This is a genomic window from Croceicoccus hydrothermalis (assembly GCF_022378335.1).
Classification (GTDB): domain Bacteria; phylum Pseudomonadota; class Alphaproteobacteria; order Sphingomonadales; family Sphingomonadaceae; genus Croceicoccus; species Croceicoccus hydrothermalis.
Genome location: NZ_JAIQCI010000014.1, coordinates 64,373 through 82,089, shown reverse-complemented (window position 1 = coordinate 82,089; position 17,717 = coordinate 64,373). Strand labels below are relative to the sequence as shown.

The following is a 17,717-nucleotide window of genomic DNA, read 5'->3' as shown; positions in this document are numbered from 1 at the left end:
TTTTGCAAAACGCGTTATGGGCGGTCTTCGAGAATGAGATCGGCGGCGCGCAGGCCGATGGCCATCGCCGGCGCGTTGGTGTTGCCCGTGACATGGCCCGGTATCACCGAACAATCGACCACGCGAAGCCCCCCTACCCCGTTCACGCGAAGCCGCGGATCGACTACGGCACGCGGATCGCTTCCCATCCGGCACGTCCCAATGCCGTGCAGCCCGCAGGACGACAGCCGCCGAAACGCGGACAGGATTTGCGCATCATCGTCGACGTCATCGCCGGGGATCTCCTCGCGCCCAACGCTTTGGCCGAGGGGCGCGGCCCGGACGAGCTGGCGCATCCGTCGTACAATGGCGACCGCGCTTTGCCGGTCATGTTCGGTCGACAGGAAATTCGGTTCAATTCTTGGCGGATCGCCCGCGTCCGGACCGGTGATACGCAACGCACCCTCGCTCGTCAGACGCAATAGCGAGCCATATATGGTAAGGCCCGGCCGCCGGTCGATCTTGTCGAGCGGGACCGGATCATTGTCTCCGCCCACCGCAAAGCTGTAGGCACCGAGATAGAATTGCGCATCCGTCCTTCCGTCGGGGTGGTATACATTGTCGAACGCGCCGACCTCGAACGGGCCGGTCGCCATGATGCCGTCCCGCCGCATCGCCCAGCGTGCCATCGCCCGCATCAGGCCCAGCCCGAAGAAATTGCGGTGCGTACCCCTATCGTCATCCAGGCGGAACGGCATGGAAAGCGAGAGATGCTCGATCATCCTCTCCCCGACGTCGGGCGCATCTACCAACGGATCGACGCCTGCGCGCACCAGCCGTTCGGGATCGCCAATGCCTGAGCGTTGCAGCAGCAGCGGGCTTTCCATCGCCCCTGCCGACACGACGATCTCGCCCGCGCAATCGAACCGCGCCGGCTTGCCGTCGATATGGGCCTCGACAGCGACGGCGCGGCCTTCTTCCATCACGATCCGCTGCGCCAGTGCGCCTGTCACGACGCGGAGGTTGGGCCGCGCCCTTGCCGGTTCGAGGAATGTGGTCGCCGCGCTCTGCCGCACCCCGGCCTTGATGTTGTGGCTGTAATATCCGACCCTTGGCCCGGTCGTCCCGTTAAGATCGCGCACGGGTCTGAGGCCAAGCGTCTCGCCTGCGGCGATCATGTCTTGGGCAAGCGGATAGCTGTAGATTTGCGGATCGACATGCACCGGCCCGCCTTCGCCTCTTGTGTCCGATGCGCCATCGGCGTGGTCCTCCAGGCTGCGGAACGCCTGCGTCATGGCATCGCCGTTCCATGCGGTGGCACCGTAATCGTTTTCCCACGCGTCATAATCGGCAGGTTCCCCCCTGCTCCAGATCATGCCGTTGACACCTGAACTCCCGCCAAGCCCCTTTCCCCTGATCCAGAATTCGCCCGGCGGGTCGCCATCGTCGCCATCCTCGCCATCGACATAGTCGCGGGGCTGCGTGACCTTGTACATCCAGATCTTGGCGGGGTCCTTCACCAGCCTGGCGACGCCCTTGGGGATATGGTTCCAGAACGAAGCTTCGCCCCCGGCCTCCAGCACGAGCACGCGAGAGCGTCCGTCCACACTCAGTTTCTCGGCAAGGACACAGCCCGAAGACCCCGCACCGATTATGATGTAGTCCCAAAGCTCGCTCATCGCATTCTCCTCGGCGCGCACCCTTGCACAGCCATGCGCGCGCACACCCTATCGTTTTAGGGAGCCTGCCAACCGGGCCGCTTTGCGCTTTAGTTTGCCCGAACGGATTGGCGGGCGTTTCCCCGCAACCCAATCGCAGGCTTTCGAGGATCACCATGCAACCCATCGCCCAAGGACTGTTCACGAAGGACGCCCCGCCGCGATTGGTCGGCGGCCGCAACCGCGAGACCGGGCGCATCGTGTTCCCCTGCCCGCCGGGCGAGCGTTTCGAACCCTATCCCCTGTCGCGGACCGGGACCTTGTGGAGCTACACGATACAGCGTTTCCGGCCGAAATCGCCGCCCTATGCCGGACCCGAGGCATTCACCCCATGGGCGATCGGCTATGTCGAATTGCCGGGCGAAACCATTGTGGAGGCGCGGCTCACCGACGTGGATTTCGGCGACATCGAAATCGGCATGGCGCTCGTACTGACGCAGGTACCGCTCGACCTCGATGCGGCACAAGGCGTCGCCATCCCCGCCTTCCGGCCCGAGGGAGTAGCGGCATGACCGACGTTTGCATCGTGGGTATCGGCATTCACCCCTTCGGCCGGACCGAGCAACGTTCGGGTCTCGAACAGGGCGTCTATGCCGTGCGCGACGCTCTGTCCGACGCCGGGATCGAATGGACAGACGTCGATTTCGCGTATGGCGCGTCGGATGCGGCCGGCAATCCCGATACGATGGTGGAGCAGCTTGGCCTGACCGGTGCGCAGTTCATCAATGTGCGCAACGGGTGCGCGGCGGGCGGATCGGCGCTGTTCTCGGCACAGATGGCGATCAAGGCGGGCGAGGCGGACATCGGCCTTGCCGTCGGGTTCGACAAGCATCCGCGCGGCGCGTTCGACGCAAAACCTTCGGAATACAACCTTCCCGAATGGTACGGCGATGCGGGATACATGGTGACGACGCAATTCTTCGCCATGAAGATCATGCGCTACATGCATCTCCACGGGATTTCGCGCGAAACGCTGGGCCGGGTTGCGGAAAAGGCATTTCGCAACGGAGCAAGGGCGCCCCATGCCTGGCGGCGCGAACCGGTCCCGCTGGACGTCATTCTCGATGCGCCGATGGTGTCGGACCCTTATTCGAAATACATGTTCTGCTCGCCTGCAGAGGGCGGCGTCGCGTTGATCCTTGCGAGCGAGAAGAAAGCGCGCGAGCTTGGCAAGCCGATCGTGAGGTTGAAAGCCGCGACGATGCGCACCCGCCCGCCCGGCAGTTTCGAGGTGTTTGCTCCGTCCATCGACGTCGAGCGCGGCGGTTCCGCCACGAATATCGCCAGCCGCGATGCATTCGAAATCGCCGGCATCGGTCCCGAAGAAATCGCCATCGCACAATTGCAGGATACCGAAGCGGGCGCCGAATTGATGCACATGGCCGAAAACGGCTTCGTCGCAGATGGTGAGCAGGAACGCTATCTTCGCGAGGGATGGACCGAAATCGATGGCCGCCTGCCGGTCAACACCGATGGCGGCTGTCTTGCTTGCGGCGAACCGATCGGCGCGTCGGGGCTTCGCCAGGTTTACGAAAATGTCGTGCAATTGCGCGGCGACGGCGGTCCGCGACAAGTGCCCGGCGCCCCGAAAACCGCTTACAGCCATGTCTATGGCGCACCCGGCGTTTCTGCCGTGACCATTCTGGAACGTTAACATGGATATCGATCTCTCATCGCAGGAAATCGCCTTTCGCGACGAGGTTCGCGCGTTCCTTCGCGACAATCTGCCCGACCGGATCAAGCGCGGCGCCGCCAGCTCGCCTACCGTGTTCGTCGAACCCGACGTGGGGCAGGACTGGAACGCGATCCTCGCCGACATGGGCTGGCTCGGCTACCAATGGCCGGAGGAATATGGCGGCACCGGCTGGACCTCGACGCAGCGCTATATCTTCGAAAAGGAATGCGCGCTTGCAGGGGCGCCAAACCTCACCGTTTTGGGGCTGAAACTGGTGGCGCCGGTCATCTTCAATTTCGGGACGGAGGAACAGCGCCGCGAATATCTGCCGCGCATCCTTTCGGGACAGGATTACTGGTGCCAGGGATTTTCCGAACCCAATGCCGGGTCCGATCTCGCCTCGCTTTCCTGCCGGGCGGTGCGCGACGGCGACGATTACGTGATCAGCGGGTCGAAGATCTGGACCACCCATGCCCATTTCGCCAACCGCATGTTTCTGCTCGTGCGCACGAATACGGACGGCCGGAAACAGGCGGGCATTTCCTTCCTGCTCATGGATCTCGACGATCCGGGCGTGCAGATCCGTCCGATCGTGACGCTGGCCGGCGATCACGAAGTCAATCAGGTGTTCCTCGAGAACGTGCGCGTGCCGGCCGCGAATCTCGTCGGGGAGGAAGGCCAGGGGTGGACGATCGCGAAATTCCTGCTCGAAAACGAACGGGGCGGATCGTGTCACGCACCCAAGCTTGCCTATGACATCGAACAGGTCATGATCGCGGCGGCGGAGCAGCCCGATGGCAGGGGCGGCAAGCTTTCCGACGACCGCGACTGGCAGCGTCGGGTGGCGAAACTGCGGCTGGAGGTCGATGCGCTGGAAATGATCGAGCTGAAGATCCTCGCCGAGATCGCGAATGGCCGCGAACCGGGTCCGCAGACCTCGCTCACGAAGATGATCGCATCGAACCTGCGGCAGGACATCGACCTGCTGGCGGTCGATCTCTACGGGCCGGCGGGGCTTCAGCTTCCCAATGCGCGCCCGCTCTACGGCGAGAATGCGCCCGACCCGCTATGTTCCCCCGATGCACAGGTCGCATCGGCCCGCTATCTCAACAGCCGGGCATGGACCATATTCGGCGGTACGAACGAAGTGCAATCAACGATAATCGCCAAGACCGTTCTCGGTCTGTGAACGGCGAAAACAACGGGAGAGTGAGATGCAGCTAAGCCGAGAAGACCTGCTGCAAGCCTATCGGCGGATGAAGATCATCCGCGAGTTCGAGGAAAGGCTGCACGAGGAAATCGCCACCGGGGAAATCGCCGGTTTCACCCATCTTTATTGCGGTCAGGAAGCCGTCGCGGTCGGCGTTTGCGAACATCTGTCCGACAACGACAAGATCGTGTCGACCCATCGCGGCCACGGCCATTGTCTGGCCAAGGGGTGCGACGTGAAGGGGATGATGAAGGAAATCTGGGGCAGCCAGGACGGGCTTTGCAATGGCAAGGGCGGTTCGATGCACATCGCCGACACGGACAAGGGCATGCTGGGCGCCAATGGCATCGTCGGCGCGGGCGCACCCATCGCCGTGGGCGCGGCGCTTACCGCCAAGATCAACGGCAACGGCAATGTTTCGATCGCCTTTTCGGGCGACGGCGCATGCAATCAGGGCACCACGTTCGAGGCGATGAATTTCGCCGTCGTGACCAAGGCACCGTGCATTTTCGTGTTCGAGAACAATCATTATTCCGAACATACCGGCGTCGATTACGCCGTCGGCACCAACAAGGACATCGCCAGCCGCGCGGAGGCTTTCGGCATGAAGGTCTGGCGCGCCGACGGCACCGATTTCTTCGCCGTGTACGACACCATGCGCGAGGTGTTGGAGTATGTCCGCGCGGGCAACGGCCCGGCGTCCGTCGAATTCGATACCGAGCGGTTCTACGGCCATTTCGAGGGCGACCCGCAGCGTTATCGCGGCGATGGCGAGCTCGACCGGCTTTGGGAAGAACGCAATTGCATCGTCAATTTTCGCAAGAAGGTGACGGAGGCCAGTCTGCTCGACGCTGCCGATCTCGACAAGGTCGACGAGGAGGTGCTCCAGCTGATCGAGGAATCGGTCGAAGAGGCCCGCGGCGCGCCGCGACCCACGCCCGACGACGTTCATAAAAACGTATACATCAGCTACTGAATCACAGGATCGCGCAGATGGCTAAAATGGTTTACCGCGACGCGGTTCGCAAAACGATCTTTCAGGAAATGGAGCGCGACGAGAACGTCGTCGTACTGGGCGAAGATATCGTCGGCGGCATGGGCACGGCTGGCGGGCCGGAAGCCATCGGCGGCATATGGTCGACCTCCACCGGTTTCTACGACGCGTTCGGCGCCGACCGGGTGATCGACACGCCGATATCGGAAAGCGCCATCGTCGGCGCGGCGGGCGGACTCGCGCTCACCGGGAAACGGCCGATCGCGGAATTGATGTTCGCGGATTTCATCGGTGTCTCGCTCGACCAGATCTGGAACCAGATCGCGAAGTTCCGCTACATGTTCGGCGGCAAGTCGAAATGCCCCGCCATCATCCGCATGGTCTATGGCGCAGGGTTCAACGCGGCGGCACAACACAGCCAGTCGGTGCATCAGATCCTGACCGGGATGCCGGGGCTCAAGGTCGTGATGCCCTCGACACCGGGCGATGTCGTGGGCCTTCTCCGCGAAGCGATCCGGGAGGATGACCCGGTGATCTTCCTCGAACACAAGGCGCTTTATGGCCTGTCGGGGGAAGTATCGGACGATCCCGATTTCACCATTCCCTTCGCCCATGCCCGGCTTGCCCGTGCGGGCGAGGACGTGACTATCGTCGCGACCGGCATGATGGTGGGCCTGGCGGAAAAGACCGCCGATACGCTCGCCAAGGATGGCATCGGTTGCGACGTAATCGACCTTCGCACGACGAGCCCGCTCGACGAGGAAGCCGTGCTCGATTCCGTCGAGACGACGGGCCGGCTCGTCGTGGTGGACGAGGCGCCGCCCCGGTGCAGCCTTGCCACCGATATCGTCGCGCTTGCCTCCGGCAAGGCCTTCGCCAGTTTGAAGGCGCCGCCGCAGATGGTGACTGCTCCGCACACCCCCGTCCCCTTCGCCCGCGAACTGGAAAGCGCCTATCTGCCCGACCCGGGCAAGATCGAGACCGCCGTTCGCAAGGCATTGGACTATCGCTGAGGAAGGGGATCGAACATGGCCAGGCTACGCGCGTTCACCATGCCCAAATGGGGCATAGAAATGACAGAGGGCACCATCGCCGAATGGCAGGTGAAGGAAGGGGAGGACTTTGCAAAGGGCGATACGATCTGTTCGATCGAGACGGCCAAGATCACCAATGAGGTCGATGCCGAATATGGCGCGAAGGTTCGCCGCGTCATCGCCGAGGCGGGCGCCGAACTGCCGGTGGGCGCCCTCCTCGCCGTGTTCGACGACGGCGCAGATGCGAGCGAGGAGGAGGTGGAAACCTTCATCGCGAATTTCAAACCCGGCGGCGGCGCGGCGAAATCCGACCCGGAGAAAAGCGCCCCCGAACCCGCACCCGAGCCGGAGACAGCCGAGCCGAAAGCACGCGTGAAGATCGACACAAACCGGCCAAGCAGCCCGGAGGCGCTCAAACTCACCGAAGAGGAAGGCGTCGATATCTCCGGGATCGAGGGATCGGGCCGCGAAGGGCGCATCACCTATCAGGATGTGCACCAGGCGATACACGGGCCGAACACGGCAAAGCCCCGAGGCACGACCGTCCTGCCGAATGAGGATGCGATCTTTGCCTCCCCGCTCGCCCGAAGGATCGCGGCGCTCCACGATATCGACCTGTCCTCGATCGGCGGAACGGGACCGCGCGGGCGTATTTCAAAAAAGGACGTGCTGGCAAAAATGCCGGACGAGGATGGCGGTGCCGTTTCGGGCGCGCCGTTCCGGCTTGTCGCGAACGATGCGGAGATCGTTCCGTTCGACAGGATCCGAAAGGTCGTGGCCAAACGCCTGACCGCGGCAAAGCAGGAGATTCCGCATTTCTATCTCAGGATCAGCGTGAATGCCGATCCGATGCCGGAGATACGCAAGGCGGCCAATCTCGTGCTGGGGTGCAAGGCGTCGGTCAACGATCTCATTGTGATGGCCGCCGCACGCGCGCTGGCGCGGCACCCGGACGTCAACGTGCAATTGCATGGCGATGCGGTGCACCGTTTCGCCCATGCCGACGTGTCCGTCGCCGTCGCCAGCCCCAAAGGGCTCGTCACGCCGATCATCCGTCAGGCAAACCGCATGCGTATTAACCAGATCGCGAATGCCACGAAAGGCGTGATCGAAAAGGCGAAGGAGGGCGCGCTCGGTTACGAGGATATGGACGGCGGCACGTTCACCGTGTCGAACCTCGGCATGTTCGGGATCGAGAATTTCGATGCGATCATCAATCCGCCGCAGGGCGCGATCCTTTCGGTGGGTACGTCGAAGCGCGTACCAGTCGAGACGGAGGATGGCGCGATCGCATTCGAAACCCGCATGTCCTTTACCCTGTCGGTCGACCACCGCGCGATAGACGGTGCGACCGGGGCGCAGTTCCTGCAGACGTTCAAGACATTGCTGGAAAATCCCGAGCAACTGTTCGGATAAGGGAGAGAGACGATGCCAAAGGCCGGAAGCCTCGCCAGTATCGGCGAAATCATGCAGCTTGCCTATCTGCCCGCGGATTTCGACGACGCGATCGAATACTGGACAAAGACGATGGGTGTCGGTCCGTTCTTTCTGCTCGAAAACATTCAGCTCGGCGATATGAAGTACAAGGGGCAACCCACCGACGCGGTGTTCAGCGTTGCCATCGCCTATTGGAACGACATGCAGATCGAGCTGGTGCGCCCCGAAAACGACGCTCCTGCCCATTATACCGGCGAACATGCGGTTCACGACCGGGTGCAGCACGTATGTATCGTCGTGGACGATATAGAGGACGCGTATCGTGCATGCAGGGACGCAGGCGCGGAAATCCTGGTCGAAGGAACCGTCGGAAAATCGGGTGCTGTCATCTATGCCGATCCCGGCTTCGGCCCCGGCGGGGTTGTCGAATATGTGAAGCTGGACGAAGGCGGCGCCGAATTCTTCGCGCATATTCGCAATACGGCGGCCAATTGGGACGGCACCGATCCGTTGCGTAAGCTGTGACGGGAATTTCGGCCGATCTGACCGGAAAGGTGGCGTTGATCACGGGCGCGTCGAGCGGGCTCGGCGCCCATTTCGCGCGGGTTCTTGCCCGAAACGGCGCGCATGTCGCGCTCGCCGCGCGGCGGGCCGACCGGCTCGACACGCTAGCGCGGGAATTGCGCCAGTTCGACATCGAGGTCCGTACCGTCGCGATGGATGTCACCTGTGCGGACGGTCCCGAACGCGCGATTGCCGCGGCGCAGGAGATGGGCACGTTCGACATATTGGTGAACAATGCCGGCATGACCGAAGCGGCCCCCGTACTCGATCAGGACAGCGCCACGTTCGATCATGTGCTGTCGGTCAATCTCAACGGCGCGTTCGCGATGGCGCAGGCAGCGGCGAGGGCGATGCGCGATCGCGGTAAGGGCGGCAGCATCGTCAACACCGCCTCCATCCTCGGACTGCGTCAGGGGTATCATCTTACCGCCTACGCCGTATCGAAGGCGGGGGTCGTGCAAATGACGAAGAACATGGCACTTGAACTCGCGCGGCATGGCATTCGCGTCAATGCCATCGCGCCCGGCTACTTTCGCACCGACATCAATTCGGATTTCCTCGATAGCGAGGATGGGCAGCGTTTCGTGAAATCCATACCGCAGCGCCGCACCGGCGATCTGCACGAGCTGGACGGTCCCTTGCTTCTGCTATGCTCAGACGCGGGCAGCTACATGACGGGAGCCGTGATCCCGGTGGACGGTGGCCATCTCGTCACGTCGCTCTGACTTCATGGGGATTGGCGCATTTTCGGACGATGCGGCGTCGTTCAGGATCTAGGTATTCATACTGAACGATTATCGGCAGGCTGGTTCACGGTCGCGACAGACCGCCATGTTATGATCGAAACATCATAGCCACCAGCGCGGCGAGGGGCGCGTTGCAGCCGAGGAAGCTTTGCATGAAAAAGGCCGAACGATTGAAAGCCATGGCGGCCACCGCGCTGGCCTCCAGCATGATTGCCGCCGCCCCTCCCGCCCACGCTTCGCACGGGTTCGACGCCGCCGGTATCATGGCGCCCTTTGCCGACGCGTATCGCGCCGCAATGGCCCCGGAACGCGGCATGCGACCAGACCGCACCATCGGGCGGGACATCCCGCGAGAGCCTCGCAACGACGTATCCGGCCGCCGCACGGGCGAGCGCGCTGCCCCTGCCGCCAACCGCCCCGCGCGCCGTACGGACAGGCAGGCGGAACGCAGCGCCGCCCCCCCGGCGCAGCGGGCCAGAGACGCCGCGGTGCAGCATCGCCGCACCATTCGCGACGCCGCCGCCGCGCAAACGGGTCAGAGCGGGTGGAGGGACGGGCGCGACCGCTGGAACCGTAATACGGACGATCGCCTTCGCGACCGGGACGATGATCGAGGCCGCGATGACCGCCGCGATGAACGTCGGGACGATCGCGACCGGGATCGTGACCGCTGGCGCGACAATGACGGCGGCGAGCGGCGCGATGGCGGGAACTGGCGGGATCGTGACGACCGGCAGGACCGTTGGGACAGGCGCGATCGGCGAGATGGGCGCGATTGGCGAAACCGCGACGACGATCGGAACGATCGCAATTGGCGTGACAGGGACTGGCGCGGGGATCGCCACGCAGGGCAGCGATGGGACCGGCGCTGGCGCGACAGCGATCGTTATGACTGGCAACGCTACCGCATGGCGAACCGCCGGCTTTACCGCGTGAGCCGTTACGCCCCGCCCTATCGCGACTGGCGCTACAACCGGTTCAACATCGGCTTTTCGATCGGTGCGCCTTTTTATAGCCAGCGTTACTGGATCAACGATCCGTGGCGCTATCGCCTGCCGTCGGTCTATGGCGATTACCGCTGGATCCGGTATTACGACGATGTGCTGCTCGTCGATACGTTCAATGGCCGCATCGTCGACGTCATCCACGATTTCTTTTGGTAGGCAGCCCCGCCCCGCGCCCGCAAACGGCGCACGGGGCCGGTCCCTATCGGCGCAAGAAGGGCACCATGCGGGCCAGCGTCCCGTCGGAATCGACGAAATGATGCTTCAACGCGCCCGCCACGTGCAGCACGACCAGCCCGGCCAGGAAAAACGCCAGGATTTCATGCATTTCATGGGCGACCCCCCCGGCGGATTCGTTCGCGATGGGAAGTGTCGGCACGAGGATGCCGAAAATATTCGCCGCGATCCCCTCATTCCCCGCCGAAACCATGATCCACCCCGCCACCGGAATCGCCACGATCAGGATATAGAAAAGCGTGTAGGTCGTTTTCGCCAGCGCCCGCTCCCACGGCCGCACGCCGGGCTCCAGCGGGGGGCGCGGATGCACGATGCGCCATGCGATGCGCACGACGGCAAGGAGGAGCACGGTGATGCCGATCGCCGTGTGCCACCCCATCGCGGCGCGGTGCACGTCCTGCGGCATCTCTTCGGTCAGGATGGGAATGAACCAGTTGCCGATGATCAACACGGCCATGATCCAATGGAGCGCGATGGCAACGCTAGAATAGCGGTCATGCGGGGTGTTGATCCTGTCCATGGTTTCATGTTTATCACCCTGGCATAGAGGAACAATGCAGAATTTCCGGGCGCCATCCACGAACGAAGGATTCCATGGCCAGAGTCTCCCAGATCGATGAAGACAATCAGCGCGAGATTGCCGCGCTGAACCGGCATGTTCTCGCCCGGCTGGAGGCCGATAGCTCGGTCGAGAAGCTCGTCGATGAAAACCTGCAGCTGTTCGGCGTGGCCGATTTCTTCTCGGCGGAGGAATGCGACCGGCTTTGCGGCATGATCGACCGGGTCGCGCGCCCCTCGCCCGTGTTCGATGTCGATTACGGGCGGTCCGCCCGCACCAGCTATTCCGGCGACATGGACCCGTCGGACCCGTTCATCCGTATGCTGCACCGGCGCATGGACGATCTGCTCGGCGTGGAGGAGAATTTCGGCGAAACGCTTCAGGGACAGCGATACGAGGTGGGGCAGCAGTTCAAGGCGCACCACGACTGGTTCGATACCGACGCGCCCTACTGGACCGAGAAGGTCGCCACGGGGGGACAGCGGGCCTGGACTCTGATGGTCTATCTCAACGATGTGGAGGAAGGCGGCACGACCGATTTTCCGCGCGTCAACGTGTCCATCCCGCCGCAGCGCGGCACGTTGGTCGCATGGAACAACGCGCTCGACGACGGGACGCCCAATGTCGATACGCTGCACGCCGGGACGCCGGTGCTCGCCGGGGTCAAATATGTCGTGACCCGCTGGTATCGCAGCCGGCGCTGGTACTGAACGCCGCGCCTCACGGTTTGCGGGCGATGGCCTCCGCGATCAGCGCCCTGCTGTTGCCGACGCCGTATAGCGCGATGAAGCTGCCCATGCGCGGCCCCTGCGCACTGCCGAGCAGGGTTTCGTAAAGCGCGCGGAACCAGTCGCGCAGCTTCTCGAACCCGAATTCCTCGCGCTTGCCGATTTCATAGACGAGATTCTGCAATTCCTCGGCCGGCGTATCCTCGCCCCGCGTGGCGAGTTCGGCATCCAGTGCGGCGAGCGCGGCGGCCTCGTTCGGCTCCGGCGCGCGACGCTGCATCGTGGGCGCCACGAAATCGCGGTTATAGGCGAGCGCCCGGTCCACCAGCACGGCAAGGTCGGGATGCGCCGCGGGCGAGGCATCGGCGATGTAATTGCCGAGATAGGACCATACCTGATCGGCATCGGCCTGCGCGCCGAGCACGCTGACCAGATTGAGCAAGAGCCCGTAGGTCACGGGAAGGCTGTCGCCCTCGCCCGGTGCGTCGGCCCCTGCCCCGCCGGTATTCGCGCGCAACGTGTGCCAGGCCGGATTGCCGAGCTTCTGCTCGATCGGTTGCTCGGCAAGCTTTTCGCGGAACTGCCAATATTCGTCGACGGCCTTGGGAATGACGCCGATGTGAAGCTGCTTTGCGCTCTTGGGCTCGCGATAGATGTAGAAGCCCAGGCTTTCCTCGCTGCCATAGCGCAGCCATTCGTCGATGGTGAGGCCATTGCCCTTGGACTTGGAAATCTTCTCGCCCCGGGCGTCGAGGAACAGCTCGTAAATCAGCCCCTCCGGCTTGCGCCCGCCCAGGATCTTGGCAATCTTGCCCGATTGCACGCCGCTGTCGGTGAGGTCCTTGCCATACATCTCGTAATCGACGCCGAGCGCGACCCAACGCATGGCCCAATCGACCTTCCATTGCAGCTTGGCGCCGCCGCCCAGCACGCAATGCTCGATCGTCTCGCCCTCATCCTCGAAACTGACAAGGCCCGCCTCGGCATCGACGACCTCGACCGGGACCTGAAGCACGCGGCCGCTTGTCGGGCTGATCGGCAGGACCGGCGAATAGGTCGCCGCCCGTTCGGCGCGCAGGGTGGGCAGCATGACGCCCATGATCTTGTCATACTGGCGCAGCACATTGCGCAGCGCATCGTCGAAACCGCCGGAACCGTACCGGTCCGATGCCGCGATGAACTCGTAATCGAAGCCGAACCGGTCGAGAAACGCGCGCAGCATCGCATTGTTGTGCGCGGCAAAGCTGTCATGTTCGCCGAACGGATCGGTGATGCGGGACAATGGCTTGCCCAGCTGATCCGCGAGGGCGGCGGCGTTCGGCACGTTGTCCGGCACCTTGCGCAGGCCATCCATGTCGTCGCTGAAGGCCACCAGCCGGGTCGGATGCCCGCCGGTGAGCGCCTCGTAAGCGCGGCGGACGAGCGTCGTGCGCAAAACCTCCTGAAACGTGCCGATATGCGGCAGCCCGCTCGGCCCGTATCCCGTTTCGAACAATACGGGCACCAGATTGCCGTCCGCGTCACGCTTGCCGCCGGGATAGCGTTTGACGATCCGGCGCGCCTCCTCAAAAGGCCAGGCCTTGGACGCGGCGGCGGCATCGCGCAGCGTGCCATTCATGTCGTTCGTGCTATCGCTCATGGCCGATGCCTTGCATCCCTGCGCCGCGAATCGCAAGAGCGCGATGGCCAGGGAACAGGCGCGCATTCGATCAGAGGAACGAAAGAGATGAAGAACACGGGACGCATCGCGGCGGCACTGGCCGTCGGGACCATGGTGACGGGATGCACGACGGCCATGACCGGCAATGATGAGGAGCAGGTGATGGCCGTGCCGGTCTGCCCGACCGAAACGCGCAACTGGACCGCGTTCGTCAATGCGATGCCGGGGCCGGATGCGCGCCCCACGCTCATCGTGCAGGGCGAGGCGCTTCTGCCCGAACGGGCGAGCGTGTCGTTGACGCAAGGGCCGACGAACCGGATGCAGCCGCCCGGACAGATCATGCGTCTTTCGGTGGAGCCTTCGAACGAGGCGGCCGGCTGGCATCCCGTGCGCGGGGAGGCGGTACCGGGTTATCAATCCTACGCCTATGTCGACGTGGTGTGCGGCGATGCCGTGATCACGCGGATCGAGGATATCACGGTCGCGCAGTGACGGCCGGCAAGCGCACATGAAAAAGGGCGGCCTCCCATTTGGGGGCCGCCCTTTTTGCGTGGTTTCGCGTGTGGCTTACGGCTGACGATCGATGGTCACTTCGCGCGGCCAGCGTACGTCGGTCGCCCAGATATACACGCCGCGCCCCGCCGAAAGATCGTTGCGCACACTCGCCGGGAGGTCCGTATCGTCGGAAAGGCTCCGCACCTCGCCGCGCATCGAAACGGTCGCGCCGGGATTGACGTCGACATTGCCTTCCATCGCGGTGTTTGGCGTGCGCTTCTCGTCAAAGCGGACCAGCGTTTCCGACGACCCCGTCCCGATGGTGAACGCCTCGTCCCCGATCACGCGATTGACCAGCAGATTGCTGTACGCGATCGTTTCGCCAACCATGTCGGGCAGGGTGGCGAGCGTGGCGGGATCGGTTTCGGCGCCGGTCACGTCGATTTCGCCCGTCGCCGCACCGGTGGTGGTGTCCATGTCGCCGGTGACGGCGGGTTCATACACTTCGGTGCCTGCGTCCTCGACGCCGACCGCCTCGGCAAGATCCGGCTCGGCATCCGTGTTGCCGCCGAACGCCCCGAAGATCCAGAGCAGCGCGAGCAAGGCCAGAAGCGCCAGTATGACGATCCAGAGCCAGTTCGGACGTTTGCGAGGTGCGGGTGCGTCGGCCATGTTCTCTCCTGTTAAAGTCGTGACTTTCGACCTTTCCGGATGATGAACGGACTGACCGTGGCACGGTTCCCGCAGGCGTTACTCCGCCGCCTGCACCTCGCCGAAAAGACCCGGGCCGTCGTCCTGCGCCTCTTCGGTATCGTTGGCCTTCGCCTTGCGATTGTCGAAGCTGGCCCACACGTCGTTCCAGTTGCCCCTCGTCGCGGCCTTCGAATATTCGGTGGCGCGCGTTTCGAAGAAATTGGCATGCTCCACGCCATTGAGCAGCGGGGTCAGCCACGGCAGCGGGTGTTCCTCGATCATGTAGATCGCCGGCAGGCCCAGTTGCCCCAGCCGCCAGTCGGCGATGTAGCGGATATATTTCTTGATGTCCTTGGCCGTCATGCCGGTCACCGGCCCCTGCTCGAACGCGAGATCGATGAACGCATCCTCGAGCCGCACCGATTTCTGGCACGCGTCCATGATGTCTTCCTTCACGCTGCGCGTCAGGCAGCCGCGTTCGGCGCAGAAGGCGTGGAACAGCTGAATGATCCCTTCGCAGTGCAGCGATTCGTCGCGCACCGACCAGGACACGATCTGCCCCATGCCCTTCATCTTGTTGAAGCGGGGGAAGTTCATCAGCATGGCAAAGCTGGCGAACAGCTGCAGCCCTTCGGTAAAGCCGCCGAACATCGCGAGCGTGCGGGCGATATCCTCGTCCGTGTCGACGCCGAACTGTTGCAGATAGTCGTGCTTGTCCTTCATCTCGGCATATTCCATGAACATGCCATATTCGCTTTCGGGCATGCCGATGGTGTCGAGAAGGTGGGAATAGGCCGCGATATGCACCGTCTCCATGTTGGAGAACGCGGTCAGCATCATCTTGACCTCGGTCGGCTTGAACACCCGGCCATATTTGTCGTGATAGCAATCCTGCACCTCGACATCGGCCTGGGTGAAGAAGCGGAAGATCTGCGTGAGCAGGTTGCGTTCGTGCGGGGTCAGCTTCTGTGCCCAGTCGCGGCAATCCTCGCCCAGCGGCACCTCCTCCGGCAGCCAGTGCAATTGCTGCTGACGCTTCCAGAAATCATAGGCCCACGGATATTCGAACGGCTTGTAGGTCTTGCGGGCTTCGGTCAGCGACATGGGCGGGGCTTCTTTCGTAACGGTCAGAACGGCAGCTGCGCCCCATACGCATGAGGCACACGATACAGCGGGTCGGATCGGCTCCGCTGCGCTTGATCTTGTGTTTAACAACAGATTTGCCGCTATGCATCCCCTTTGCGGCGGATGGCAGTGGATTACCGGTGAAAGCCGCAATTTTTCCTCCGGTCGCACGTGCATGTCGGCTCGTCGGCAAAAGGCGGAAATGCGGCGCAATCAAGGCGAAACCGCCGGAACCGAAGCCATCTCCATGCGCTTTTTACAGCAAGTCGTCTGGCTGCGCTCCCCCTTCGCGCGCCGGGCGGCGACCAGAATAAAACAGCAGCAAAGCGGAGTGTGTGACGATGGGCGAATACGAACCGAACGATTCCCGCAAGGTCACCGGCGCCGCCACCAATAGCGGCGGTCGCTGGGCCCAGGAAAACGGAATTGAACCCGAACGCACCGGTGTGAAGGAAGGCGAATCGCGCAACGGTGAAAATGCCCGCGCCGCACCTGCGTCCACCACACCCGTAAGCGCGCCCGCCGACACGGGCCGCATCCGCGAGCATATGCAGGTCGTGGGCGCCGATGGTGCGCATGTCGGAACCGTGGACCGGGTCGAGGGCGACCGGATCAAGCTGACCAAGGACAGCGCCAGCGCCGGTTTCGAACAGCAAAGCCATGCCGGGCACCACCATTACATCGCAATCGGCCTCGTCTCGGATGTGGAGGGCGATATCGTCCGCCTGTCCGCCACCGGCGCCAATGCGGTGCAGTTCGAGGAAGAACAGGGGCGCTGACCCCTTTTCGCGAACGACGCCTTACGAATACCGTTGGCCCTTCTGGCGGTTCGGGGCCACGGGAATGCCTCTTCCTCTTCATCGAGGGAGGGGCATTTGCCATGTCCCGGCGGACACGAACCCGCCCATGAAAAGGCCGGGCGGTCGATCCGCCCGGCCTTTTCAAATTCGCGTGATCGCGGGATCAATCCGGCGATGCGACATTGGTGTCGAACGGCGTCTGTTGATGCTGTACGACTTTCCATTCCTCATGCTTGATCCGCATCAGCGTGCTCGTGCATACCGCGTGATAGGTTTCATCGCCGCGCGATGCACGCGCACGATAGGCAATCACGATCAACCCTTCCTGCGGCCGTTCGACGCTCGTGTCCTCGAAGCTGACCTTTTCCCAGCTCGGCGTGTCCTCAACCGCGTTCTTCGCGGCGCGGCCATCGAACACGAAAGGCATCGTCGGCAACGCCATCAGGCATTCATCGCCGACCTTGCGTTCATATGCATCCTTGCCGCCGGTCCACAGCTCTTCCTCGAATGTCCAGATACGATCGTCGTCCATGTTTGCTCCTTATCCCGCCGCGCGGCATGTGGTGCCATGCGGCTTTTTTTTCATCGGGTTGCGGGCAGGGAACGGGCGGCGGGCGGTTCCTATCCGACCAACGCGGGGCCACGCCACGAAGCGAGCGTTTTACACGGTGAAGCGTGGACCGATGCGGCGATCCGTCCGTTTATCATACAAGCGCCGCAACAAGGCAGCACACAAAAAAAGAAAGAAGGTTTTTATGTTCGAGAAGATCCGCATCAAGGAACACATGGAAGTTGCCGACATCAATGGTCAGCATGTGGGCACCGTGGACGACGTCGAAGACAACCGCATCAAGCTGACGAAGTCCGACGCCGGTGACAACATGCACCATTTCATCTCGCTCGACGAGGTGGAGAAGATCGACGACAACCGCGTCTATCTCAAGGCGAGCGCCGTCATTCCCCAGGGCGTCAAAGGCTGATCGCCTGACCTGAACGGCCAAACAGTTTCTACGCCCCGCGCGGGACGTAGCAAAAGGACCCCGGATCTCGTTTTGGCGA

19 protein-coding genes are annotated in these 17,717 nt (G+C 63.0%); 13 read left to right on the top strand and 6 right to left on the bottom strand.

Features of this window, described 5'->3' with window-relative positions:
* Window positions 1-14: 14 nt before the first annotated feature.
* Window positions 15-1,658, bottom strand: a complete 1,644-nt coding sequence (locus tag K4G67_RS09795; RefSeq protein ID WP_239806196.1) for a GMC family oxidoreductase — start codon at window positions 1,656-1,658, stop codon at window positions 15-17.
* 155 nt (window positions 1,659-1,813) lie between these two features.
* Here K4G67_RS09795 and K4G67_RS09790 point away from each other — a divergent pair, with 155 nt between their 5' ends.
* From K4G67_RS09790 to K4G67_RS09750, 9 genes are all read left to right on the top strand, one after another.
* Window positions 1,814-2,209 (top strand): Zn-ribbon domain-containing OB-fold protein, encoded by a 396-nt coding sequence (locus K4G67_RS09790; RefSeq protein WP_239806195.1) that lies wholly within the window; start codon window positions 1,814-1,816, stop codon window positions 2,207-2,209.
* On the top strand, window positions 2,206-3,351 hold the full coding sequence (locus K4G67_RS09785) for a thiolase family protein (protein ID WP_239806194.1): 1,146 nt from the start codon (window positions 2,206-2,208) through the stop codon (window positions 3,349-3,351). The genes K4G67_RS09790 and K4G67_RS09785 overlap by 4 nt, the downstream gene beginning before the upstream one ends.
* A 1-nt stretch (window position 3,352) precedes the next feature.
* Entirely contained in the window at window positions 3,353-4,561 is a 1,209-nt protein-coding gene (locus K4G67_RS09780) for an acyl-CoA dehydrogenase family protein (RefSeq protein WP_239806193.1), read from the top strand.
* Window positions 4,562-4,586: 25 nt separating this feature from the next.
* On the top strand, window positions 4,587-5,558 hold the full coding sequence (locus K4G67_RS09775; protein WP_239806192.1) for a thiamine pyrophosphate-dependent dehydrogenase E1 component subunit alpha: 972 nt from the start codon (window positions 4,587-4,589) through the stop codon (window positions 5,556-5,558).
* A gap of 17 nt (window positions 5,559-5,575) precedes the next feature.
* Window positions 5,576-6,589, top strand: a complete 1,014-nt coding sequence (locus K4G67_RS09770) for an alpha-ketoacid dehydrogenase subunit beta (RefSeq protein ID WP_239806191.1) — start codon at window positions 5,576-5,578, stop codon at window positions 6,587-6,589.
* Window positions 6,590-6,604: 15 nt separating this feature from the next.
* Entirely contained in the window at window positions 6,605-8,026 is a 1,422-nt protein-coding gene (locus tag K4G67_RS09765) for a 2-oxo acid dehydrogenase subunit E2 (protein ID WP_239806190.1), read from the top strand.
* Window positions 8,027-8,038: 12 nt separating this feature from the next.
* A complete protein-coding gene (locus K4G67_RS09760) occupies window positions 8,039-8,572 on the top strand; it encodes a VOC family protein (protein WP_239806189.1) in 534 nt (177 codons plus the stop codon).
* Window positions 8,569-9,336, top strand: coding sequence for an SDR family NAD(P)-dependent oxidoreductase (locus K4G67_RS09755; protein ID WP_239806188.1), 768 nt, complete (start codon window positions 8,569-8,571; stop codon window positions 9,334-9,336). Before K4G67_RS09760 ends, K4G67_RS09755 begins: the two co-directional genes overlap by 4 nt.
* 173 nt (window positions 9,337-9,509) lie before the next feature.
* Window positions 9,510-10,520: an RcnB family protein gene (locus K4G67_RS09750; protein ID WP_239806187.1), complete on the top strand. Its 1,011-nt coding sequence runs from the start codon at window positions 9,510-9,512 to the stop codon at window positions 10,518-10,520.
* 43 nt (window positions 10,521-10,563) lie between these two features.
* Here the strand turns inward: K4G67_RS09750 and K4G67_RS09745 are convergent, their stop codons facing one another.
* On the bottom strand, window positions 10,564-11,118 hold the full coding sequence (locus tag K4G67_RS09745) for a cytochrome b (RefSeq protein WP_275588817.1): 555 nt from the start codon (window positions 11,116-11,118) through the stop codon (window positions 10,564-10,566).
* Window positions 11,119-11,192: 74 nt separating this feature from the next.
* Here K4G67_RS09745 and K4G67_RS09740 point away from each other — a divergent pair, with 74 nt between their 5' ends.
* Entirely contained in the window at window positions 11,193-11,867 is a 675-nt protein-coding gene (locus K4G67_RS09740; protein WP_239806185.1) for a prolyl hydroxylase family protein, read from the top strand.
* A gap of 10 nt (window positions 11,868-11,877) precedes the next feature.
* On the opposite strand, the gene K4G67_RS09735 is transcribed toward K4G67_RS09740, so the two are convergent.
* Entirely contained in the window at window positions 11,878-13,524 is a 1,647-nt protein-coding gene (locus K4G67_RS09735; RefSeq protein WP_239806184.1) for a lysine--tRNA ligase, read from the bottom strand.
* An 87-nt stretch (window positions 13,525-13,611) separates the two neighbouring features.
* Here K4G67_RS09735 and K4G67_RS09730 point away from each other — a divergent pair, with 87 nt between their 5' ends.
* Window positions 13,612-14,037, top strand: coding sequence for a hypothetical protein (locus K4G67_RS09730; protein WP_239806183.1), 426 nt, complete (start codon window positions 13,612-13,614; stop codon window positions 14,035-14,037).
* Window positions 14,038-14,112: 75 nt separating this feature from the next.
* Here the strand turns inward: K4G67_RS09730 and K4G67_RS09725 are convergent, their stop codons facing one another.
* Both K4G67_RS09725 and K4G67_RS09720 read right to left on the bottom strand, forming a co-directional pair.
* Window positions 14,113-14,712, bottom strand: a complete 600-nt coding sequence (locus tag K4G67_RS09725; protein WP_239806182.1) for a hypothetical protein — start codon at window positions 14,710-14,712, stop codon at window positions 14,113-14,115.
* Between the two features lie 78 nt (window positions 14,713-14,790).
* Entirely contained in the window at window positions 14,791-15,837 is a 1,047-nt protein-coding gene (locus K4G67_RS09720) for a ribonucleotide-diphosphate reductase subunit beta (protein ID WP_239806181.1), read from the bottom strand.
* 569 nt (window positions 15,838-16,406) lie between these two features.
* Between K4G67_RS09720 and K4G67_RS09715 the strand changes: the two genes are divergently transcribed.
* Window positions 16,407-16,637, top strand: a complete 231-nt coding sequence (locus K4G67_RS09715) for a DUF2171 domain-containing protein (RefSeq protein ID WP_239806291.1) — start codon at window positions 16,407-16,409, stop codon at window positions 16,635-16,637.
* A 184-nt stretch (window positions 16,638-16,821) separates the two neighbouring features.
* On the opposite strand, the gene K4G67_RS09710 is transcribed toward K4G67_RS09715, so the two are convergent.
* A complete protein-coding gene (locus K4G67_RS09710) occupies window positions 16,822-17,190 on the bottom strand; it encodes a DUF4440 domain-containing protein (RefSeq protein ID WP_239806180.1) in 369 nt (122 codons plus the stop codon).
* Here K4G67_RS09710 and K4G67_RS17670 point away from each other — a divergent pair.
* Entirely contained in the window at window positions 17,189-17,638 is a 450-nt protein-coding gene (locus K4G67_RS17670) for a DUF2171 domain-containing protein (RefSeq protein ID WP_338026420.1), read from the top strand. The two genes, K4G67_RS09710 and K4G67_RS17670, sit on opposite strands and share 2 nt — an antisense overlap.
* Window positions 17,639-17,717: the final 79 nt, after the last annotated feature.